Source organism: Limimaricola soesokkakensis (assembly GCF_900172345.1).
Taxonomy (GTDB): Bacteria; Pseudomonadota; Alphaproteobacteria; order Rhodobacterales; family Rhodobacteraceae; genus Limimaricola; species Limimaricola soesokkakensis.
The window spans coordinates 54431-75814 of record NZ_FWFY01000009.1 but is presented as its reverse complement, the minus strand read 5'-3'; the positions used below and the strand labels follow the sequence as shown (position 1 = coordinate 75814).

The 21384-nt window shown below is 67.2% G+C and carries 25 protein-coding genes; 12 read left to right on the top strand and 13 right to left on the bottom strand.

Translation table 11 applies throughout. The annotated features are described in order from the left end of the window. Positions 1-109 precede the first annotated feature (109 nt). The 8 genes from LOS8367_RS13920 (at position 110) to LOS8367_RS13885 (ending at position 7927) form a co-directional block, all read left to right on the top strand. Positions 110-1279, top strand: coding sequence for a substrate-binding domain-containing protein (locus LOS8367_RS13920; protein WP_085897132.1), 1170 nt, complete (start codon positions 110-112; stop codon positions 1277-1279). Between the two features lie 48 nt (positions 1280-1327). Continuing rightward, entirely contained in the window at positions 1328-2092 is a 765-nt protein-coding gene (locus LOS8367_RS13915; RefSeq protein ID WP_085897131.1) for an ABC transporter ATP-binding protein, read from the top strand. Beyond that, complete coding sequence (locus tag LOS8367_RS13910) at positions 2085-2807, top strand: ABC transporter ATP-binding protein (protein WP_085897130.1); 723 nt, start codon at positions 2085-2087, stop codon at positions 2805-2807. Before LOS8367_RS13915 ends, LOS8367_RS13910 begins: the two co-directional genes overlap by 8 nt. Next, a complete protein-coding gene (locus tag LOS8367_RS13905) occupies positions 2804-3847 on the top strand; it encodes a branched-chain amino acid ABC transporter permease (RefSeq protein WP_085897129.1) in 1044 nt (347 codons plus the stop codon). Before LOS8367_RS13910 ends, LOS8367_RS13905 begins: the two co-directional genes overlap by 4 nt. Then, positions 3844-4902: a branched-chain amino acid ABC transporter permease gene (locus LOS8367_RS13900; protein ID WP_085897128.1), complete on the top strand. Its 1059-nt coding sequence runs from the start codon at positions 3844-3846 to the stop codon at positions 4900-4902. Before LOS8367_RS13905 ends, LOS8367_RS13900 begins: the two co-directional genes overlap by 4 nt. A 129-nt stretch (positions 4903-5031) precedes the next feature. Then, positions 5032-6252 carry an NAD-dependent epimerase/dehydratase family protein gene (locus LOS8367_RS13895; RefSeq protein WP_085897127.1) on the top strand — a complete coding sequence of 407 codons (1221 nt, stop codon included), beginning with the start codon at positions 5032-5034 and terminating at the stop codon, positions 6250-6252. Further along, positions 6249-7085, top strand: coding sequence for a glycosyltransferase (locus LOS8367_RS13890; protein WP_085897126.1), 837 nt, complete (start codon positions 6249-6251; stop codon positions 7083-7085). Before LOS8367_RS13895 ends, LOS8367_RS13890 begins: the two co-directional genes overlap by 4 nt. After that, on the top strand, positions 7082-7927 hold the full coding sequence (locus LOS8367_RS13885; protein WP_085897125.1) for an NAD-dependent epimerase/dehydratase family protein: 846 nt from the start codon (positions 7082-7084) through the stop codon (positions 7925-7927). Before LOS8367_RS13890 ends, LOS8367_RS13885 begins: the two co-directional genes overlap by 4 nt. Here LOS8367_RS13885 and LOS8367_RS13880 read toward each other — a convergent pair. The 3 genes from LOS8367_RS13880 to LOS8367_RS13870 form a co-directional block, all read right to left on the bottom strand. Continuing rightward, the gene (locus LOS8367_RS13880) at positions 7924-9021 is read right to left on the bottom strand and encodes a 5-(carboxyamino)imidazole ribonucleotide synthase (protein WP_085897124.1); all 1098 of its coding nucleotides are present in this window, start codon (positions 9019-9021) and stop codon (positions 7924-7926) included. The genes LOS8367_RS13885 and LOS8367_RS13880 overlap by 4 nt on opposite strands. Beyond that, a complete protein-coding gene (gene purE, locus LOS8367_RS13875; RefSeq protein ID WP_085897123.1) occupies positions 9014-9499 on the bottom strand; it encodes a 5-(carboxyamino)imidazole ribonucleotide mutase in 486 nt (161 codons plus the stop codon). Before purE ends, LOS8367_RS13880 begins: the two co-directional genes overlap by 8 nt. Positions 9500-9563: 64 nt before the next feature. Further along, complete coding sequence (locus LOS8367_RS13870) at positions 9564-9782, bottom strand: YdcH family protein (protein ID WP_085897122.1); 219 nt, start codon at positions 9780-9782, stop codon at positions 9564-9566. Between the two features lie 160 nt (positions 9783-9942). On the opposite strand from LOS8367_RS13870, the gene LOS8367_RS13865 reads away from it, so the two are divergent. Beyond that, positions 9943-10362: an Hsp20 family protein gene (locus tag LOS8367_RS13865; RefSeq protein ID WP_085897121.1), complete on the top strand. Its 420-nt coding sequence runs from the start codon at positions 9943-9945 to the stop codon at positions 10360-10362. Continuing rightward, entirely contained in the window at positions 10359-10595 is a 237-nt protein-coding gene (locus tag LOS8367_RS13860) for a DUF1150 family protein (RefSeq protein ID WP_085897120.1), read from the top strand. The genes LOS8367_RS13865 and LOS8367_RS13860 overlap by 4 nt, the downstream gene beginning before the upstream one ends. A 105-nt stretch (positions 10596-10700) precedes the next feature. Here LOS8367_RS13860 and LOS8367_RS13855 read toward each other — a convergent pair whose 3' ends face one another. The 5 genes from LOS8367_RS13855 to trxB form a co-directional block, all read right to left on the bottom strand. Further along, positions 10701-11645, bottom strand: a complete 945-nt coding sequence (locus LOS8367_RS13855) for a DMT family transporter (RefSeq protein WP_242665600.1) — start codon at positions 11643-11645, stop codon at positions 10701-10703. Next, positions 11642-12229 carry a TetR/AcrR family transcriptional regulator gene (locus tag LOS8367_RS13850; protein WP_085897118.1) on the bottom strand — a complete coding sequence of 196 codons (588 nt, stop codon included), beginning with the start codon at positions 12227-12229 and terminating at the stop codon, positions 11642-11644. Before LOS8367_RS13850 ends, LOS8367_RS13855 begins: the two co-directional genes overlap by 4 nt. Before the next feature lie 165 nt (positions 12230-12394). Then, positions 12395-14098: a bifunctional sulfate adenylyltransferase/adenylylsulfate kinase gene (locus LOS8367_RS13845; protein WP_085897117.1), complete on the bottom strand. Its 1704-nt coding sequence runs from the start codon at positions 14096-14098 to the stop codon at positions 12395-12397. 159 nt (positions 14099-14257) lie between these two features. Continuing rightward, on the bottom strand, positions 14258-14761 hold the full coding sequence (locus tag LOS8367_RS13840; RefSeq protein ID WP_085897116.1) for an RES family NAD+ phosphorylase: 504 nt from the start codon (positions 14759-14761) through the stop codon (positions 14258-14260). Continuing rightward, the gene (trxB, locus tag LOS8367_RS13835) at positions 14758-15780 is read right to left on the bottom strand and encodes a thioredoxin-disulfide reductase (protein WP_085897115.1); all 1023 of its coding nucleotides are present in this window, start codon (positions 15778-15780) and stop codon (positions 14758-14760) included. Before trxB ends, LOS8367_RS13840 begins: the two co-directional genes overlap by 4 nt. 197 nt (positions 15781-15977) lie before the next feature. On the opposite strand from trxB, the gene LOS8367_RS13830 reads away from it, so the two are divergent. Continuing rightward, the gene (locus LOS8367_RS13830; protein WP_085897209.1) at positions 15978-16478 is read left to right on the top strand and encodes an Lrp/AsnC family transcriptional regulator; all 501 of its coding nucleotides are present in this window, start codon (positions 15978-15980) and stop codon (positions 16476-16478) included. Between the two features lie 33 nt (positions 16479-16511). On the opposite strand, the gene LOS8367_RS13825 is transcribed toward LOS8367_RS13830, so the two are convergent. From LOS8367_RS13825 to lgt, 4 genes are all read right to left on the bottom strand, one after another. Further along, positions 16512-17288 carry a Hint domain-containing protein gene (locus LOS8367_RS13825; protein WP_242665599.1) on the bottom strand — a complete coding sequence of 259 codons (777 nt, stop codon included), beginning with the start codon at positions 17286-17288 and terminating at the stop codon, positions 16512-16514. A gap of 161 nt (positions 17289-17449) precedes the next feature. Further along, complete coding sequence (gene pgeF / locus LOS8367_RS13820; protein WP_085897113.1) at positions 17450-18217, bottom strand: peptidoglycan editing factor PgeF; 768 nt, start codon at positions 18215-18217, stop codon at positions 17450-17452. After that, on the bottom strand, positions 18214-19275 hold the full coding sequence (locus LOS8367_RS13815; RefSeq protein ID WP_085897112.1) for a class I SAM-dependent methyltransferase: 1062 nt from the start codon (positions 19273-19275) through the stop codon (positions 18214-18216). The genes pgeF and LOS8367_RS13815 overlap by 4 nt, the downstream gene beginning before the upstream one ends. Beyond that, the gene (lgt, locus tag LOS8367_RS13810; RefSeq protein WP_085897111.1) at positions 19272-20162 is read right to left on the bottom strand and encodes a prolipoprotein diacylglyceryl transferase; all 891 of its coding nucleotides are present in this window, start codon (positions 20160-20162) and stop codon (positions 19272-19274) included. The genes LOS8367_RS13815 and lgt overlap by 4 nt, the downstream gene beginning before the upstream one ends. Before the next feature lie 174 nt (positions 20163-20336). On the opposite strand from lgt, the gene LOS8367_RS13805 reads away from it, so the two are divergent. Then, positions 20337-20585: an accessory factor UbiK family protein gene (locus tag LOS8367_RS13805; RefSeq protein ID WP_085897110.1), complete on the top strand. Its 249-nt coding sequence runs from the start codon at positions 20337-20339 to the stop codon at positions 20583-20585. A 59-nt stretch (positions 20586-20644) separates the two neighbouring features. Here LOS8367_RS13805 and LOS8367_RS13800 read toward each other — a convergent pair whose 3' ends face one another. Further along, positions 20645-21361, bottom strand: coding sequence for a nucleotidyltransferase domain-containing protein (locus LOS8367_RS13800; RefSeq protein WP_085897109.1), 717 nt, complete (start codon positions 21359-21361; stop codon positions 20645-20647). Between the last annotated feature and the right edge of the window lie 23 nt (positions 21362-21384).

Sequence of the window (21384 nt, the reverse complement as noted above, 5' to 3'; positions counted from 1 at the left end):
AGTGGCTTGGCCGTCGTCTCGCTTGACCGGTGACGACGGCCGCGCCTAACCTCCCCCTACATGACGGGCCTTGAGGAGGGCCCCGTTCCGAAGGGGGAGGAGACCCGGGATGACACGAGTGCTCACGGCCGCGGCCGTCCTGTTGGGCTGCGCCATGCCTGCATCCGCCGACATCACCATCGCGCATGTCTACGGCAAGACGGGTCCGCTCGAGGCCTATGCCGCGCAATCGCATGAGGGGCTGATGCTCGGTCTCGAATACGCGACCGAGGGCAGCATGGAGGTGAACGGCGAGAAGATCGTCGTGATCGAGAAGGACACCCAGTCCAAGCCCGATATCGGTCGCGCCGTCCTCGCCGAGGCCTATGGCGATGACGGTGCCGACATCGCCGTCGGGCCGGTCAGTTCCGGCGTCGCGCTCGCCATGCTGCCGGTAGCCGCCGAATACGAGAAGATCCTGATCGTCGAGCCGGCGGTGGCGGATTCGATCACCGGCTCGGACTGGAACCGCTACGTGTTCCGCACGGGGCGCAACTCCAGCCAAGACGCGATTTCGAACGCCGTGGCGCTGGGCGGCGAGGGCGTCACCATCGCGACGCTGGCGCAGGATTACGCCTTTGGTCGCGACGGCGTGGCGGCGTTCCGCGAGGCGCTGGAGGATACCGGCGCCAGCATAGCGCACGAGGAATACGTGCCCACCGACACCACCGACTTCACTGCTGCCGCAGAGCGTATCTTCGCGGCGATGGAGGGGGTCGAAGGCGAAAAGAAGCTGTTCATCATCTGGGCCGGCGGCGGCAACCCGATGGGCAAGATCAACGCCATGGATCCGTCGCGCCACGGCATCGAGATTGCCACCGGCGGCAACATCCTCGCGGCGCTCACCGCCTACAAGGAGCTGCCCGGTCTCGAGGGCGCGACCTATTACTACTACGAGATCCCCGACAACCCGGTGAATGACTGGCTGGTGGAGGAGCACATGGCCCGCTTCGATACGCCGCCCGACTTCTTCACAGCGGGCGGCATGGCCGCGGGCATCGCCATCGTCGAGGCGATCGAGAAGGCAGGCTCGACCGAGACCGAGGACCTGATCGCCACGATGGAAGGCATGGAGTGGGAGACGCCCAAGGGCATGATGCGCTTCCGCCCCGAGGATCATCAGGCGCTGCAATCCATGTATCACTTCCGCACCGAGGTGCAGGACGGAAAGGATTACGGCGTCCCGGTGCTCGTGCGCGAGCTTGGCATCGAGGACATGGAAATCCCGATCCGCAACTGAGGTATCGGGCCGGGCCTTGGGGCCCGGCTCCCATCCGAAGGCGAGACTATGACCGCGATGCTTCTGGAAACCGAGGATCTGACCGTGCGTTTCGGCGGCCATGTCGCCGTGGATGCGGTGAGTTGCGGCTTTCGGGCGGGCGAGCTCACCGCCATCGTCGGGCCGAACGGCGCCGGCAAGACCACCTATTTCAACCTGATCTCTGGTCAGATCGCCGCCAGTGCCGGCCGGGTACGGCTGGCTGGACGTGACATCACCCTGTTGAACGTGTCGGAGCGCTGTCGTCTCGGGCTCGGTCGCGCGTTCCAGCTGACTAACCTGTTTCCCGGCCTCTCCGTGCTGGAGAACCTGCGGCTGGTGGTGCAGGCGCGGCGCGGGCGCGGATTCTCGCTGTTGCGGCTGGCGGGCTCGGACCGCGAGGTGACGCGCGAGGCCGAGGAACTCCTGGCGCGCCTGCGACTGGAGGCGCTGGCGGAACAGCCGGTCTCGGAGTTGAGCCACGGTAACCAGCGCAAGCTGGAGGTGGCGCTGCTGATCGCGCTCGACCCACTGGTCTACATGTTCGACGAGCCCACCGCCGGCATGTCGCTCGACGAGGCGCCGGTGGTGCTCGACCTGATCGCCGGACTCAAGGCGCGGACCGACCGCACCATCCTGCTGGTCGAGCACAAGATGGACGTGATCCGCAGCCTCGCGGACCGGATCATCGTGCTGCACAACGGCGCGCTCGCCGCCGACGGCCCCCCAGAGGCGGTGATGGCCTCGGCGGTGGTGCAGGAAGCCTATATGGGACGGGAGCTGGAGGATGTCTGAGCCGATCCTGAAGCTCGAAGGGATCGAGACCGATATCGGCCGCTACCACATCCTGTCGGGCGTCGATCTTGAGATGCCGCGCGGACAGGTGACGATGCTTCTGGGTCGCAATGGCGTCGGCAAGACCACGACGCTGCGCAGCGTGATCGGTCATTGGCGCGCGAAATCGGGGCGGATCCTGTTCGACGGGCAGGACATCACGAGGATGCCCACGCCCGCCATCGCCCGGATGGGCCTCGGCTTCGTGCCGGAGGACATGGGAATCTTCTCGGACCTGACGGTCGAAGAGAACATGACGCTGGCCGCCGCGTCCGGTCCGCTTTCGCCCAAGCGCCGCGACCGGATCTTCGCGGCCTTCCCGCCGCTTGCCACGTTCTGGCGCGCACCGGCGGGCACGCTGTCGGGCGGGCAAAAGCAGATGCTGTCGATCGCCCGCGCCATGGCCGAGGAGCGCCGGCTTTACCTGATCGACGAACCGACCAAGGGGCTGGCCCCGGCAATCGTCTCGACCATGGCCGCGGCGCTGCGCGAATTGAAACGCGAGGGCGCGTCGATCCTGCTGGTCGAACAGAACTTCGCGGTGGCGCGGGCCTTGGGCGACCGTGCCGCGGTGATGGAGGGCGGCCGCATCGTCTGGACCGGCGCGATGGCCGAGCTGGCCACGGATGCCAAGCTGCAATCGAGGCTTCTCGGGCTGAGCGTGGAGGGCGTATGAGCGTGCAGAGCGAGGGCGCTCCGGCGCATCGACCCACATTCGCGGCGCTGTCGGCCCGCGACAAGCTGGCGAAATCGGCGCCGTTCCTGCTGCTGCCGGTGCTGGCGCTGGTCGGGCTGGCGCTGATCGGCACATGGCCGACATGGCTGACGCTGACCGTCTCGGGGCTGGCCATGGGCATGATGATCTTCGTCATGGCCTCCGGGCTGACCCTGGTCTTCGGGCTGATGGATGTGATCAATTTCGGCCATGGGGCCTTCATCTCGGTCGGCGCCTTCGTCGGCATCTCGGTGCTGGCGGGCTTGGGCGACTGGACCGGCGCCGCCTCCCTTGCGCTCAACATCGGCGCGGTGCTGGCGGCCGTGATCGCCGCGATGGCCGTGACCGGCGCGCTGGGCTGGGGGTTCGAGCGGGTGCTGGTGCGCCCCGTCTACGGAGCGCATCTGCGGCAGATCCTCGTCACCGTCGGCGGGCTGATCGTGATCGAGCAGATGATCCACGTGGTCTGGGGGCCTGACGAGATATTCCTGACGCGCCCCGAGATGCTCAAGGGCGTGACGCTCTTCGCGGGGGCCGCGGTCGAGACCTACCGGCTGCTTGCGGTCGTCGTGGGGCTGGTGCTGTTCGTCGCGATGCGAATGGTGCTGCGGCGCACCAAGATCGGCCTAATCGTGCGCGCCGGCGTGCAGAATGGCGAGATGGTCGAGGCGCTGGGCTACCGGCTGCGGTTGGTCTTCGTGGGCACCTTCGTCGCGGGCTCGGCGCTGGCTGGCTTGGGCGGGGTGATGTGGGGGCTGTACCAAGAGGTAATCACCGCCGGCATGGGCGAGGAGATGATGATCCTCGTCTTCGTCGTGGTGATCATCGGAGGTCTGGGCTCGGTCGAGGGCGCCTTCATCGGCGCGCTGTTGGTCGGGCTGTTGCAGAACTACGTCGCCTTCCTCGCACCCAAGCTGGCGCTGGTGTCGAATATCGGCCTGATGACGGCGATCCTGATGTGGCGGCCCGAAGGCATGCTGCCGGTGGTGAGGGCGAAATGATCCGACTGTTCTCGGGCGACGGGCCCCGTTCCACCATCCTCGCGCTGATCCTGATCGTGATCGGGCTGGCGCTGGCCTTCGCGCCGTTCCTGTTTCCGGGCGTCCGCGCACTGGAGACGGCAGCGCGGATCTGCATCTTCGTCGTGCTCGCGGCGAGCTACGATCTGCTCTTGGGCTATACCGGCATCGTCAGCTTCGCGCACACAATGTTCTTCGGGCTCGGCGCCTACGGCGTGGCGCTGGCCTCGACCCATATGGGGCGCGGTTTCACAGCGCTGGGCGTGGGCACGCTGGCAGGGCTTGCCGCGGCGGTGGCGCTGGCCCTCGTGATCGGGCTGTTCTCGCTGCGCGTGCGGGCGATCTTTTTCGCGATGATCACCTTGGCCGTGGCCTCGGCGGTCACCGTGCTGGCGAGCCAACTCAGCGCGGTCACCGGGGGCGAGGACGGGCTGGTCTACCAGATCCCCCGCGCGCTCGGTCCCGCGATGCGGCTCGATCGGGAGATCGCGGGCGTCACCATCACCGGCAAGATCCTGAACTACTACGTCGTCTTCGCGATCTCGCTGGTGCTGTTCCTGCTGATGCTGAGGATCGTCAACTCCCCCTTCGGTCGGGTGCTGCAGGCGATCCGCGAGAACGATTTTCGCGCCGAGGCGATCGGCTACCGCGTGGTGCGCTACCGCGTCACCGCGACCTGCCTCTCGGCGGGCTTCGCGGCGCTGGCGGGCAGCCTCTGGGCGATCTGGCTACGCTATGTCGGCCCTGGCACGACGCTGAGCTTCGAGATCATGCTCGACATCCTCTTGATGGTGGTGATCGGTGGCATGGGCACGATCTGGGGCGCGGCGCTCGGGGCGACGCTGATGGTGCTGGCGCAATCTTACCTGCAGAACCTCATGGCGCTGGCCGCCGGTGCGACCGAGGCGCTGCCGATCCTGTCGCGGCTCCTTGACCCGGATCGCTGGCTGTTGTGGCTCGGGGTGCTGTTCATCCTCTCGGTCTATTTCTTCCCGACCGGCATCGTCGGGCGTCTCAGGGCGCGGGCCGCGCGATAGGCGGAGCATCGCCGGGACGGGCTGGCGTTTTGCCGTTGCCCGTGCATCATGCCGCCCCGATAGGGCAGGGCGTCGTCGCCTTGTCACCGGGACCCGCTAGGTTCCGGTCATGAACTAAGGGGGCACCACATGAAGATCGCGATCCTCGGCGGCGACGGTTTCGTCGGCTGGCCGACCTGCCTGCACCTGTCCGAGCAGGGCCATGAGATCCACATCGTCGACAATCTCAGCCGTCGCTGGATCGACACCGAGCTTGGCGTGCAGTCGCTGACGCCGATGGATTCGATTCAGGAGCGCTGCCGCATCTGGCACGAGCTGACGGGGCGGCGCCTGCGCTTTCACCTGATCGATCTGGCCAAGGAATACGAGCGGCTGAAATCCTGGCTGGCCGAGGAAAAGCCCGACGCGGTGATCCATTTCGCCGAGCAGCGCGCCGCGCCCTATTCGATGAAATCCGACCGCCATAAGGTCTACACGGTCAACAACAACACCAACGCGACGCACAATTTGCTGGCGGCGCTGGTCGAGACCGGCATCGACGCGCATCTGGTGCATCTCGGCACCATGGGCGTCTACGGCTATTCGAGCGTCGGCGCGGCGATCCCCGAGGGCTATCTCGATGTCGAGGTCGAGACGCTCGCAGGGGACAAGGCGAAACAGGAGATCCTCTACCCGACTAAGCCCGGCTCGGTCTATCATATGACCAAGAGCCTCGATCAGATCCTGTTCCAGTTCTACGCCCAGAACGACGGCTTGCGGATCACCGACCTGCATCAGGGCATCGTCTGGGGCACCCATACCGACCAGACCCGGCGGCACGAGCAGCTGATCAACCGCTTCGATTACGACGGCGATTACGGCACGGTGCTCAACCGGTTCCTGATCCAGGCCGCGATCGGCCACCCGCTCACTGTACATGGTACCGGCGGCCAGACGCGCGCCTTCATCCATATTCAGGATTCGGTGCGCTGCATCGAGCTGGCGCTGGGCGACGCACCGAAATCGGGCGAACGGGTGCGCATCTTCAACCAGATGACCGAGACGCATCGTGTGCGTGACCTGGCCGAGATGGTGGCCAAGAAGACCGGCGCACGCGTCGCCTACCTGCCGAACCCGCGCAAGGAGGCCGAGGAGAACGAACTCGTGGTGCGCAACGATCAGTTCCTGAAGCTCGGCCTCGAGCCGATCACCCTGCAGGAGGGGCTTCTGGACGAAGTGGTCGAGGTGGCGAAGAAATACGCGCATCGGATCGACCGCTCGCGCGTGCCCGCCGTCTCGGCCTGGACCCGCGACCTCGGCGCGCGCGTCGAGCGCGATCCCGAGGGCCGGGCGCTGCGCTCTGCCTCGTGAGCACGGGGCTAAGACCGGAGGGCCCGGTGCGCAGCCGCCGGGCCTTCGTCACGCTAGTTACCAATGCCGATTTCGCGCTGGGGGCGCGGGCGCTGATCCGCTCGCTGAAGCTGAGCGGCACGGATGCCGACATCGTGGTGCTGCATACCGGCGGCGTGAATGAGGCCGACCTCGCGCCCCTGCGGGCGCGCGGTGCGCGGCTGATCGCGACCGATCTGCTGCCGACCTCCGACGCCTTCAACGCGACGCATGCGCGCGACGCTCTGCACGGGGCCGCCCCCTTCACCAAGGGCGAGAAGCCGGCCTTCCACACCCCTCTCGACAATTTCGCGAAGCTGAGGTTGTGGCAGCTTTCCGATTACGACCGGGCGGTCTTTCTGGACGCCGACACGCTGGTGCTGCGCCCGATCGACAAGTTGTTTGATTATCCCGAGTTCTGTGCCGCGCCGAACGTCTATGAGGCTCTGGGCGATTTTCACCGGATGAACTCCGGCGTGTTCACCGCGCGGCCCGACACCGCGACCTATGAGGCGATGCTGGCGCGGCTCGATGCGCCCGGCGCCTTTTGGCGACGCACCGACCAGACGTTCCTGCAGGTTTTTTTCCCCGACTGGCACGGCCTGCCCGTGACCTGCAACACCTTGCAATACGTCTGGTTCAACCTGCCCGATCTGTGGAACTGGGAGCAGATCAGGGTGCTCCATTTCCAGTACGAGAAGCCATGGCAGGACCATGCCAAGGCCGATCGTCTGCGGCCCCTGATCGATCTGTGGCACGCCTATGCGGGCGACGGGCCGGTGCCGGATCTCTCCGACCTGCCGCACCCGTCGTGAAGATCGCGCTGACCGGGGCGTCGGGGCTGGTTGGGCGCTTTCTGCTGCGCGGCCTCGCGTCGCGGGGCCATGAGGTCGTGGCACTCGGCCGACGGCCTGCCAACGGTGCGGAATGGCGCGGCTGGCAGCTGGGTGAAACCGCGCCGCTCGACGGCTGTGATGCTCTGGTCCATGCCGCATTTTCTCACCTGCCGGGCCGCTATCGCGGCGGCGAAGGAGATGATTCCGAAGGATTTCTAAGGCTGAACCGCGACGGGTCGCTGCGGCTCTTCAAGGAGGCCCAGGCGGTCGGTCTGGGCCGCATCGTCTTCCTGTCGAGCCGCGCGGTCTATGGCGACTATCCGCCCGGCACGGAACTGACCGAGGATCTACCACCGCGCCCGGACACGCTTTACGGCGAGATGAAATGGGCGGTGGAGCAGGAGCTCTCGGCGCTGGCCGGGCCCGGTTTCGCGACGGCGAGCCTTCGCGCCACCGGTGTCTACGGCCCGGGGCCGGATCACAAGTGGCGCGGGTTGTTCGAGACCTTCCTCGCGAATAAGCCCGTCGCGCCGCGCGTGGCGACCGAGTTGCATGGCGACGACCTGGCGGCTGCGGTGGCGCTGCTGCTGGAGGCGTCCGAGGCGTCACTGGCCCCGCGCAGCTTCAATGCGTCGGACATCAGGCTCGACCGGCGCGACCTGCTGGAGCGGGTGGCGCGGATCGCCGGGCAGGGTGGGGCGCTGCCCGAGCGGGCCGACGCGTCGCGTGTCAGCGCCATGCGCTGCGACCGGCTGCGGGAACTGGGCTGGCGGCCGCGCGACATGGAGGGACTCGACGCCGCGCTGCGCGAGATGCTCTAGCGTACCGGGCCGGTGAGACGGTTGACATGGCCCATCTTGCGACCGGGCCGCGCTTCGGCCTTGCCATAGAGATGGATCGCCGACTGGGTGCCCGCGATCTGCGGAACGCGGTCGACGTCATCGCCGATCAGGTTCTCCATCACCACGTCGGAATGACGCGCGCCATCACCCAGCGGCCAGCCCGCTACGGCGCGGATGTGCTGCTCGAACTGGTCGATCAGGCAGCCATCCTGCGTCCAATGACCCGAGTTGTGCACGCGCGGCGCGATCTCGTTGACCACGAGGCCCTGCGGCGTGACGAAAAGCTCCACCCCCATCACGCCGACATAGTCGAGCGCGGTCAGGATCCTGGCGGCCAGCAGCACCGCGTCGGTGCGCTGCGCTGCCGAGAGCCGGGCCGGAACCGTGGTTTCGCGCAGGATACCGTCTTGGTGCCGGTTCTCGCCCGGGTCGAAGCAGGCCACCGCGCCGTCGAGCCCGCGCGCGCCGATGACGCTGACCTCGTGGCTGAACTCCACGAAGCCCTCCAGGATCGCGGGCGCACCGTTCATTTCCGCCAGCGCCGTCTCGGCCTCGTCCGCGGCCATGATCCGGGCCTGTCCCTTGCCATCATAGCCGAAGCGGCGGGTCTTGAGGATCGCGGGCGCGCCGATCTTGGACAGCGCGGCATCGAGCGTGGTCGCATCGTCCACGGCGGCGAAGGGCGCGGTGGTCAGGCCGAGATCCTGCAAGAACTGCTTTTCGTCGATGCGGTCCTGGCTCACGGCGAGAGCGCGGCGGCCCGGGCGGATCGGCACGAGGGATTCGATCAGGTCGAGCGAGGCGGCCGGCACGTTCTCGAACTCATAGGTGACGACATCGACGGCCCCGGCGAATGCGCGCAGCGCCGCCTCGTCATCCCAAGGCGCGGTGGTCGAGGCCGCGCAGACCTCGGCCGCCGGGCCGTCCGGGGCTGGGTCGTAGACATGGCATTTCAGCCCCAGCCGCGCCGCCGCGAGGGCGAGCATCCGGCCGAGCTGGCCGCCGCCGAGAATGCCGATGGTCGAGCCGGGGGCGAGCGGCTTGGATGCGTCGAGGGTAAGCGTCTCAGTCATCGATGGGCTCCTCCGGGATCGAGGCCGAGAGCGCGGCACGCCAGTCGTCGAGCCGCTGCGCCAGTGCGGCGTCCTGCAGGGCGAGAATGCCCGCCGCCATCAACCCGGCATTGGCGGCACCGGCCGCGCCGATCGCCATGGTGGCAACCGGAAAGCCGCGCGGCATCTGCAGGATCGAATAGAGGGAGTCGACGCCCGACAGCGCGCGGGTCTGCACCGGTACGCCGATCACCGGCACGCGGGTCTTGGAGGCCATCATGCCCGGCAGATGCGCGGCGCCCCCGGCCCCGGCGATGATCACCTGCAGGCCCCGGTCCACCGCCGTCTTGCCATAGTCCCACAGCCGATCCGGGGTCCGGTGCGCCGAAACGATCCGCGTCTCATGCTCCACGCCCAACTCGTCGAGCATGGCCGCCGCCTCGCGCATCGTCGCCCAGTCCGACTGGCTGCCCATGATGATGCCGACCTTCACACCCATGCCCGTGTCCCCTCGTTGCCGATGCAGGCGGACTACACCGGGGCGGGACGCAACGGCAAGCGGATCAGGCGATGATGTCGGGCAATATCCGGTCCTCGATCCGGGCGATCTTGTCCTTGAGCTGCAGCTTCTGCTTCTTGAGCCTGCGCAGCCGCAGCATGTCGGCACCGCCGCGCTCCTCGAGCGCGTGGATCGCCTCGTCGAGATCGCGGTGCTCGCGCTTGAGCACCTCGAGCTCCACCCGGAGCACCTCGATCTCTTCCATCTTCGCCGACTTGTTCATGCTCGTCTGCCCTACGTCTTTGCCACATCATAGTTGCTGCGCCGCGGCCCGCCTAGCCCCGCACCTTGCAAGGCGGATTTTCGCCTCCCATATTGAAGCCAAGCGGCTGCCGATGCCGGGGCCGCTGATGGACGGTCGCTTGTGCAAAAGGACGTGTCGCATGACGAAGCTGACATTGGGGACACACCCCTTCCTTCTGGGGTTCGAACAGCTCGAAAGGCTGGTCGAACGTACCGCGAAGGCGTCGGGAGATGGATATCCGCCCTATAACATAGAGCAGACCTCGGAGCGGTCCTACCGGATCACGCTGGCCGTGGCCGGCTTTGCCGAGGCGGATCTGTCGATCACCGTGGAAGACAACCAGCTCGTGGTGCGCGGACGACAATCCGACAGCGCCGAGGAGCGCGTGTTCCTGCATCGCGGCATCGCCGCCCGCCAGTTCCAGCGCAGCTTCGTGCTCGCGGATGGCGTCGAGGTGGGCGAGGCGGTGATGGAGAACGGCCTTCTGCATATCGACCTTTCCCGTCAGCCCGCCGACAGCGTCGTGCAGACGATTCGCATCAAGAGGAGTGGAAAATGAACACCCAGTTCCGCCATCACAAGCTCTCCGCCGATGACGAAAGCCGGCTTGTCTACGTCAAGCCGGTCAGCGTCGCCGATCTTCCCGAAGAGGTGCAGGAGCAGGCCGAGGGGCTCGAGGTGCTTTTCGCAGTGCATGACAGCGACGGCCAACAGCTCGCCCTCGTGGCCGACCGCAAACTCGCCTTCACCTTGGCGCGTCAGCACGACATGCAGCCGATGACGTTGCACTGAGCCGCGCCTTCTACCGGCTTTGAAGGGCTGGAGCCTGGGGCCAGGCTCTCACCCCTTCGATCTCCCGGCCCGTTGCCCGTGAAGGCGACGGGCCTTTCCGTGCCGTCAGGCCGGGTCCACGACAGAAGCCGCAGGACGTGGCGCATCGCGTCGGGGTGGCACCGGAATCGTGATCCAGAACAGGCAGCCCACGATCATCGCCACGCCGGTCCAGCCGGAGGGCGGCAGCCTCTCTCCGACAAAAAGAACGGCAAGCAGCGCCGCGACCACCGGTTCGAGCAGGGTAATCGTCGTGGCGAGGCTTGAGGAGATGCGCGCCAGCCCCTGGCCGAAAGCGATGTAGCCCAAGAACATCGGCACCACGGCCATGTAGGCGCCAACCCCGAAATTTCGCGCGCTCTCGAGAAAGGGTGCGCCGGTCGCGACCAAAATCGGCAGCAGGATCAGCCCGCCCAGCCCGAAGGTCGCGCCCATCGCCGCCGGGGCGGGGACGCCACGTTGCATCACGCGGCGCGCGGTCCAGGAATAAAGGGCATAGGTGCCCCCCGCGACGAGGCCGAGGCCGACGCCCAGCGGAATGTTCGGGGCGACCGCACCATGATCAGTTTCGGCGAGGCTCAGAAGCACCATCCCAGCGAGGCCGATGAGCGCACCAATCCCCCAGCGGAATGTCAGTCGGCTTCCCTCCAATCGGTTCTCGATAAGCGCCGAAATGAGCGGCGCCGATCCGATCGAGATCACCGTGCCGATGGTGACGCCCGCAAGCCGCATCGAGGAATAGAAGGCGAGGGGGTAGAGCGCGACGGAGACCGCCCCGACGATCAGGAGCCACCGGTGCCGCAAAAGCGCGCCTCGGTCCCTGTGAATGCCGCGCCAAGCGACCATCGCCTGCATCAGCCCGCCCAAGCCCATCGCCGCGGCGCCGATCGCTACCGCGGACACGCCCGGCGCAAAGCTGGCCACGGTACCTGTGGTGCCCCAAGCGATCGCGGCGAGCATGCAGCAGATCACCCCGACGCCATGTCCGGGGGCCCGCGCCACCCGGCTCACAGCGCCTCCAGCATCTGCCGTGCCATCGCACGGGCCTGCCCGACCCGTTCGGCGGAGCCTTCGAGACCGGCCCGGACCATGGCGCCTTCGAGCAGGAAGGCCAGATGCGCAGCGAGCGTCTGCGCGCGGTCAAGGTCGTCGGGCAGGATCTCGGCGAGCTCCGCGACGAGAATTGCCTCAACCTCTTCCTTGTGCCGGCGGACGGCTTCGCGACCGGCCTCCTTGGAGGTGAGCTCGGCCGCGGCATTCAGCAGGCCGCAGCCCCGAAAGCCGCGCTCATAGGCACATTCGGCGTGGTCGCCGTAAGCGTCGAAGACCGCGAGAATTTTTTCGACCGGGGTAGGGGCCTGCTCTGCCCGCCGCGCGTAGAGGTCGAGCCATTCCCGGTGTCGATGGTCGATATAGGCGGCGACCAACTCGGCCTTCGAGGCGAAGTTGTTGTAGAGGCTCTGCTTCGCCACGCCGGCCCGTTGGGTGATCGCGTCGATCCCCGTCGCAGCGATGCCGTCATCATAAAACAGGATCGCAGCGGCCTGCAGAAGCCGGTCGCGCGCGGTTCGGGTACGAACATCGGTCTCGGTCATGTCGGATCTCGCAATAGGTAGACCGGTCTACCTATTCAGGTGGCGGTCCTCTCGTCAAGCCGTTTAGGGCGAGGCGGGGGAGGGTACAAAAAAACAGCCGGCCCGAGGGCCGGCTGTTCGTGATGTCCTTCGCCTGAAGGCAGTGTCGAGGCCTTCGGGCCGAGGTCAGCCTGCGATCAGGCCCATCTGTTCCAGCTTCAGGATCACCTGATGCGCACAGTTGTCGACATCGGTGCCTTCGGTTTCGACGCGCAGTTCCGGGTTCTCGGGCACGTCATAGGGGTCGGAGATGCCGGTGAACTCCTTGATCTTGCCTTCGCGCGCGAGCTTGTAGAGGCCCTTGCGGTCGCGCTTCTCGCACTCCTCGATCGAGGTGGCGACATGCACTTCGATGAAGGCGCCGAAGTTCTCGACATCCTCGCGCACGGCGCGACGGGTCGCGGCATAGGGCGCGATCGGCGCGCAGATCGCGATGCCACCGTTCTTGGTGATCTCGGAGGCGACATAGCCGATGCGACGGATGTTGAGGTCGCGGTGCTCCTTGGAGAAGCCGAGCTCGGAGGAGAGGTTCTTGCGCACGATGTCGCCGTCGAGCAGCGTCACCGGACGTCCGCCCATCTCCATCAGCTTGACCATCAGAGCGTTGGCGATGGTCGATTTGCCGGAGCCGGAGAAACCGGTGAAGAACACGGTGAAACCCTGCTTGGCGCGCGGCGGCTTGGTGCGGCGCAGTTCCTTGACCACCTCGGGGAACGAGAACCACTCGGGGATCTCGAGCCCTTCGGCGAGGCGGCGACGCAACTCGGTGCCCGAGATGTTGAGCACGGTCGCACCTTCGGGGACCTCGTCGATCGGGTAGTACTGCGCCTTCTCCTGCACGTAGACCATGTGCTTGAAGTCGACCATTTCGATGCCGACCTCTTCCTGGTGCTGGCGCACCAGTTCCTGCGCGTCGTAGGGGCCGTAGAAATCCTCGCCTTGGCTGTTCTTGCCCGGGCCGGCATGGTCACGACCGACGATGAAGTGGGTCAGGCCGTGGTTCTTGCGGATGATCGCGTGCCACAGCGCCTCGCGCGGGCCGGCCATGCGCATGGCGAGGTTCAGCAGCGACAGGTGGGTGGTCGAGGAGGGGTACTTGTCGAGCACCGCCTCGTAGCAACGCACGCGAGTGAAGTGATCGACGTCGCCCGGCTTGGTCATGCCGACGACGGGGTGGATCAGCAGGTTGGCCTGCGCTTCCTTGGCCGCACGGAAAGTCAGTTCCTGGTGCGCGCGGTGCAGCGGGTTGCGCGTCTGGAACGCGACGATCTTGCGCCAGCCCATCTTGCGGAAATAGGCGCGCAGCTCGTTGGGCGTGTCGCGACGGGCGCGGAAGTCGTAATGCACCGGCTGCTGGATGCCGGTGATAGGGCCGCCGAGATAGACGGCACCGGCGTGGTTGTGCAGGTAGTTCACCGCCGGGTGGGCGAGGTCATCGGCACCGAAGACCTTCTCGGCCTCGCGCGACTTGTTGGGCACCCACTTGTCGGTGACCGTCATGGTGGCGAGAATCACGCCCTCCTGGTCGCGCAGGGCGATGTCCTGGCCCAGTTCGACGGTGTCGGCGAATTTCTCGGAAACGTCGAGCGTCACCGGCATCGGCCAGAGCGCGCCGTCCTTGGTGCGCATGGTTTCGACGACGCTGTCGTAATCCTCCTCGGTGAGGAAGCCCTTCAGAGGGTTGAAGCCGCCGTTCATCAGCAGTTCGAGATCGCAGATCTGGCGCGGGGTCAGGTCATGGGAGGCGAGGTTTCCGGCCTCGACCTTCAGCTTCTGGGCGGACTCGTATGAAACATACAACTCGGGGATCGGGGCGAGGTTCGAGGCCATCAAAACAATATCTCCAGGGGGCCGGGGGTCTGTGCCGCTCCTAGACCGCGCATCGGCTCTTATTCAAGGGCGCGATGGCGCAAAACGGACCGTTTTCCGCCGATCGCAGGGCTTGGGGAACACGCGGGCGGGGCCGGGGCATGAGAGGAGAAATTCGGCCTAGAAACGGAGCGAAGGGCTGAGCAAGGGCGAGGACGGCCCGCCGCGACAAAGGCCGCGAATCGAAAACAGCACCAAGTGACCGTGTTCCGGCGATTTGCGAGAGGGGTAGAGAAAACCCGATGCGCCCAAGTCCCGGAGACGGTCCGAGGCGCGCCAGCTTCGGGCCGGGCGCCCCGCTGCCCGATCATCGGCCCAGCGCGCCACGAGATCCTCAAGGTCGACGCCGAGTGCCGTCCGAACGTCCTCGTCGCGCAGATCGGCCATATCGGTCGTGACGAGATCGAGGGGCCAGAGCCGCCGTGGGACATCGCCGGGCGCGGCGTAGGTGGCGAGAGCCACAGCAGCGCCCTCAGGGCTCAGAGAGACGTAAAGCGCTGGCTGATCATCATGGTGAAACCGCCCCTCCGGCGATGCGACGAGGGCGAGAGGGTCGGCCGCATCGTCGCAGATGCGCCAGACCCGGCCGGAAAAGGGGCGGAGATGATCCGCCCCCGATCTCACTTCACGCCTTCGGTCACAGGGGCGCCGTAGCCCAAGGGAAGGGTTTCGTCCTTCTCGTGGCCCGCCACCTCGGCGGCGGCGCCATGCTCGGCGAGAAACCGTTCCGCATCGAGCGCGGCCATGCAGCCCATGCCGGCGCTTGTCACCGCTTGGCGGTAGACGTGGTCGGTCAGGTCGCCGGCAGCGAAGACGCCCGGGATCGAGGTGCGGGTCGTGCCCGGCTCGACCTTCACGTAGCCGCCGTGATGGGTTTCGAGCTGGTCCTTGACCAGTTCCGAGGCCGGGGCATGGCCGATCGCGATGAACACGCCCTTGGCCGGGATCTCGGTGATCTCGCCGGTCTTGACGTGTTTCGCGCGTACGCCGGTCACGCCCTTGGGGCTGTCCTCACCGACGACTTCCTCGATCTCGTGGAACCAGAGGGTTTCGACCTTGGGATGCTCGAACAGGCGCTTTTGCAGCACCATCTCGGCGCGCAGCTCGTCGCGGCGATGGATCAGGGTCACCTTGGAGGCGAAGTTGGTGAGGAACAGCGCCTCTTCGACGGCGGTGTTGCCGCCACCGACCACCACGATCTCCTGACCGCGATAGAAGAAGCCGTCGCAGGTCGCGCAGGCCGAGACGCCGAAGCCCTTGAAGGCTTCTTCGGAAGGCAGGCCGAGCCATTTTGCCCGCGCCCCGGTGGCGAGGATCACCGCCTCGGCGACGTATTCGGTGCCGCTGTCGCCCTTTGCGACGAAGGGCCGCTTCGACAGGTCGAGATCGGTAATGATGTCGGTGATCACCTCGGTGCCCATTTCGCGCGCATGGCTTTCCATGCGCACCATCAGGTCGGGGCCCTGAACGGAGTTGTCGCCGGGCCAGTTCTCGACATCGGTGGTGGTGGTCAGCTGGCCGCCCGGCTCGAGGCCCTGCACGAGGATCGGCTTGAGCATGGCACGGCTGGCATAGACGGCCGCGGTATAGCCCGCCGGTCCCGAGCCGATGATGAGAACCCTGGTGTCGCGGCGCGTGGTCATGGGACGTCCCCTTGCAAGCCTGAAGTCGGCTGCATATAGCCACTGTCCCTGCCGGTGCAAACCCCGCCCCTCAGAGGGCGCGGCCTCGCTGCGGCAGCCACGTCACGCAACGGGTCACGATGTTGCGCGGACCTGCAATATTCTTGCGCTAGCAACCGCTCTGCCCTAGGTCAGACGCAACATTCACGGAGATGAAGATGCCCGGGGCGAAACTCGACGAGATCGACAGGATGATCCTGGCCGAGCTGCAGGCCGATGGCCGGATGACCAACGTGGAGCTGGCGCGCCGCGTCGGCATTTCGGCGCCGCCCTGCCTGCGCCGGGTGCGGACGCTCGAAGAGCAGGGCTACATCCGGGGCTATCATGCCGATGTCGATCCGCGGGAGCTGGGCTTCGATGTGTCTGTCTTCGCCATGGTGCGCCTGGTGAGCCAGTCCGAGGCTGAGCTGTCGGCCTTCGAGGCGCGTTGCAACGACTGGCCGCTCGTGCGCGAGTGCCACATGCTAAATGGCGAGGTGGATTTCGTGCTGAAATGCGTGGCCCCCGATCTGCGTAGTTTCCAGTCCTTCCTGACCGGCGAGCTGACGGCCGCGCCCAACGTCGCCTCGGTCAAGACTTCGCTGGTTATCCGCAACGCCAAGGCCGAGCCGGGCGTGCCCTTCGACGTGCTGGAGAGCCGACTCGCCCGCAAGGCCTGACCTCCGGGGGCAGCCGCACTCCCGAGGCTGGGTTCAAGCCACGAGATCGAGTTCGGCCAGCCGAAGCCGTGGCAGGGCAGGCGGGCCGAAATCCTCGATCCGATCCAGATGCGGAAAGCAGGAGAGGAACAGGCCGCGCTGCTCGGGTTCGAGATGTGCGAGGCGCGCCGGGCCGGGATGATAGCTCTCGATCTCAACGCCGTTCGCGAGAATCCTCTCGTGGCGCTCGAAGCCCAGGTGAAAAACCCGCACGGCCGAAGGCGGGGTCAACTCGACCACGCCCATGCCGTCGATCAGGTCGCGGGCCGGGATCGCGGCGGCGCGCCGCCCGGTCAGGCGTTCGATCGCCGCGCCCTGGCGCACCAGATGTGCCATCGGACCCAGTACGAGATCATGCATCGGCCGGGCGATGCCCAGAGCATCGGCCGAGATCCGGGTCAGGCGACCCATCTCCGGCGGTTGTCCGGGAACATTGGCGACCAGCGTCGTGGCGCCGCGCCACAGCAGCGTGCGAAAGCCGCGATCGACGGTCTTGACCCGATCGCCCGGCAGAAGATCCTCCACCGCGACGAGGCCGCGCTCGGTCGGGACCTGCGCGCCATGGGCAAAGGCGGCCACCGCCTCCTCGAAGATCGGCGTGGCGGGTACCACGCGACTCGTCTCGGCGATGTCGCCGGGATGGTGCGGGCAGAGGGTGAGGATTTCGATCCGGCGCATCAGTGGCGCCTGCGTCCCCGGCGCGCGCGGTGCAGCGCGATCGATGGTTCCGGCACGGGTCGGAGCAGAGGTAGAGAGCAGGGGCAATGCCATGCGAACGCCTTTCGGTCATCGCATCGGTTGTCGGCCCCCACCGACAACACCCGAAGCTGTTTGGGTCACGGCGACACTGGGCGGCCGCGGCTGGATTGTCAAAGCAAGCCTGTGAAACGAATTGTTTCGAGAGCTTGCAGGTGCGAGTTGCCGGAGCCCTTTCAGAGGCGGATCGCGGCGATCAACCGGCCGTAATCGGCTTCGCGGGCATGAGTGGCGCGGCGATAGCTGAAAAAGCGGGCCGGGTCGGAATAGGTGCAGTGCCGGGTCCATTCGGCCGAGGCAATTCCGGCAGCACGCAGCCGTCGCAATCCGAAACCGGGCAGGTCGAAGAGTAGCCGGTCGCCCTGACCTTGGGCGAAATGCCGCTCTGCCTGCGGATCTTCGGCGAGAAACGCGTCGAGCAGTTCGGGACCGACCTCGTAGCAGCGCTGGCTGATCGAGGGGCCGATCACTGCACGGATGCCCTCGCGCCGTGCGCCGAGCGCGACCATTGCCTCCACAGTGGCCTCCAGCACGCCGGCAAGCGCGCCCTTCCAGCCGGCATGGGCGGCACCGATCACCCCGGTCTCGGGGTCGGCGAACAACACCGGCTGGCAATCGGCGGTGAGGATGGTCAGGGCCAGCCCGGGCGTCGCCGTGACCAGCGCATCGGCGCGGGCGGGCGCCGCGGGCGGAGTGTCGATGGTCACCACATCGGCCGAATGCACCTGATGCACGCCGATCAGCGCCTCGCGCGGCACCCCCATCGCCTGAGCGACCTTGCCGCGGTTGATCAGCACCGCCTCGTGCTGGTCGGAGCTGCCGGGGCCGCAATTGAGCCCGGCGAAGACTCCCGACGAAGCCCCGCCGGCGCGACCGAAGAAACCATGGCGCAACGGTGTCAGGCTGTCGGAGGTGATGATGTCGAGCGGCGTTGCGGCGTTCACGTCTCAATTCCGGGTGGCGGCGGGGCATTGCACGGATGAAGTGCGGCTATCTTGAACAGGTCGCCCATTTCTTCGGGGTGGGTCAAGCGGCGATGCGCGGCGACATGGGCGTCGAGCGCTGTACCTTCGAGCTTTGCCGCCAGCGCTTGCGCCCGTGCCGTGATGCCAAGCCGTTCGAGAAACACGCCTTGCGGCACCGGTCCGGCGCAGGCGGCGGGGGCGGCGGCACGGGCCAGCGCCTCGAAATCTACATGCGCGGTGAGGTCGGCTTCGCCCGGTGCTGTCAGCGGATCGACCTTCTCGTGATCGCGCACCGCCTGGAAGCTGTCACCGGTGCGGCCCCGGCCGCCGTAATCGACGATCAGCGCCGCGCCGCCATGGCGCGCGATGCGGTCACCGATTTCACCCGTCAGCGCGGGCAGGGCGGGCGCCTGCTCCACCATGTCGCCGTCACGCGTATCCGCAAGGCGGTGTTCCAACTCTGCCAGCGGGGCGGGCGCGGTCAGGCCAAAGACGAGCTTGTCGCCTTCACGCCCCACGACGCGTTCGCGCCAGCCCGCGCCGTCGCGGACGAATTGCCGGATCGGCAGCGCGTCGAAGAACTCGTTGGCGACGAGATAGAGCGGCAGGTCGCCGGGGATCTGGTCGATCCGGTCATGCCACGTCGCCTGCGGCAGGGCACGCGCCTGCACGGCCCGCAGCGCTGGCGAGGCTTCCACGAGGTGCAGCCGCGCGGCGGCGTGAAAGCCCGGCACGCGGGCGGTCGCACGCAGCATGTCGGCCATCAGCGTGCCGCGCCCCGGCCCCGGTTCGGCCAGCACGAAGGTCTCAGGCGCGCCTTGGTCCAGCCAGGCCTGTGCGAGGCACAATCCGAGGAGTTCGCCGAACATCTGGCTGATCTCGGGTGCGGTCGTGAAGTCGCCCCCCGAGCCCAACGGGTCGCGCGTCGTGTAGTAGCCGTGGACAGGGTGCAGCAGGCATTCGGTCATGTATTCGGCGATGCTGATCGGCCCGGTGGCGGCGATGCGCCGCAGCAGCATTTCGTGCAGCGCCGTCACGCCGGGACCATCCGGCGGCGCGCGGCGGCGATCACGGCGATCCCGGCGATGATCATCGGCAACGACAGGATCTGCCCCATGGTCAGGCCCCAGCCATCGACGTGCAGCGCGAGACCCAGAGGGTTGCCGGGGCTTACGAATTGCGGGTCGGGCTGGCGCACGAACTCCACCAGAAAGCGACCGATGCCATAGACGAGGAAGAAGGTCCCCGAGAGCAGCCAGGGCCGCTTCAGGGCACCCCAGCGGAACGCCATGAGGGTGAACAGCACCAGCAGGAACAGCCCCTCGATCCCCGCCTCGTAGAGCTGCGAGGGGTGGCGGGCGCAGAGCCCTTCGACACCGGGGCAGTCCTGCGCGGCGGCACCGGGGAAGATCACGCCCCACGGCAGATCGGTCGGGCGGCCCCAGAGCTCGGCATTGATGAAGTTGGCGAGGCGGCCTAGCAGGATCGCCGGCGGAGTGGCCAGCGCGATGGTGTCGGCGACGCCGCCCAGCGGCAGGCGGTGGCGCCGCGCGAAGATCAGGATCGCGAGGATCACGCCGATGAAGCCGCCATGGAACGACATGCCGCCCTGCCAAAGGAAGGGGATCTCCCACGGGTGGGACAGGTAATAGCCCGGCTGGTAGATCAGCGCGTAGCCCAGTCGGCCGCCGCCGATGATGCCGAGGATGATCCAGCTCAGCAGGTTCTCGAGCTCGGGCGGGGTCATGGCCGGGCGGTCGCCGGGCCATAGGCCGGGGCGCTTGAGCGCCGCGACCGAGAGCCGCCAGCCCGCGATGATGCCGACGATATAGGCCAGCGCGTACCAGCGCAGCGCGAAGTCGAACCCGCCGAGCGAGATCGAGAAGATCTCGGGCGAGATCTCGGGGAAGGGGATGCCATTCATGGCGCGATACCTGCGGCGGCGTGCCGGGACTTGTCAATCCGGGCTCCCGCGCGGGAGGGCGGGGCCTCGCCATGTCGTGACCGGCTCGGCTGGCGCCGTTGCGGATGCCGCCGCCTTGTCGCCACCCTTTGCGCCGCCCATATAGGGACCAGTCCGAAACAGCGGAGACCCGCCATGCAATCGAGAAACAAGATCTTCGACGATCTGTCGCAGCTGATGACCAACGCGATGGGCGTGGCGCAGGGTGCGAAGGACGAGGCCAACAACGCCATGAAGTCGATGCTCGACCGCTGGCTGGCCGACCGCGACCTCGTGACCCGCGAGGAGTTCGACGCGGTGCGCGCGATGGCGCAGAAGGCGCGCGAGGAGAACGAGGCGCTCAAGGCCCGGATCGCGGCGCTGGAAACCAAGACCTCGAACTGACCGCGCCGCGCGCGTTCGGGATGTGAAAGGGGCGGCCCCGTGGGCCGCCCTCTTGCATGTCAGGAGGCGCGGTGCGGCGGCGCGTCATTGCGCCATTCCACCAGGGGGCCGCCGCAGGGCGCGTAGATGCGGTCAACCGTCTCGACAACCGCCCCCGGCTCGGCTCGCGCGAACAATGCCTCGAAAGCGGCGATCAGCGCTGGGCCGATTTCGCTCTCCTCCTCGCGCAACAGGCGCAAGGCGTGCTTGCCGCGCCCGCTCCAGAGCCCGCGCGACCGGCGCAGGTGATCCAGCGCGTGCGGATAGAGCAGCGCACCGATGATGCGGATCTCGTCGGGATCGGTCGCGCCGCGCAGGTCTTCGAGCAGGTCGCCCGCGATGAAGCGAGAGCGCTCGAGCTCCGCGGCGCTCCAGGGGCGCGGACCGTCGGCAAGGCGGCGCTCGGCCAGACTTCGCGCCGCGTCCGCCACCGGGCCGGCGCGCAGGACGACGCTGCGGGTCACCATGTCCATGAGCACCGGCAGGCCGCGCGCGGAGTCCTTCTCGAAGAATAGGTCGAGCGAGTCGAGATCATGCACGAAGACCTCGAAGAGCCGCCCCTCTTCGAGAAAGCTCTCTCGCCATGCATGGTCGAGCCGGTCGAAGACGACGACGAGGTCGATGTCGGAGCTTTGCGTGCCAGTGCCGCGCGCCAGCGAACCGGTCCAGAACAGGGCCGCCGCCCCGGGGTAGCGGGCTTCGGCCACGCGCCGGGCCAAGGCTTCGTGAAGGATCATGATGTCACCGGTTCGAACGGTGG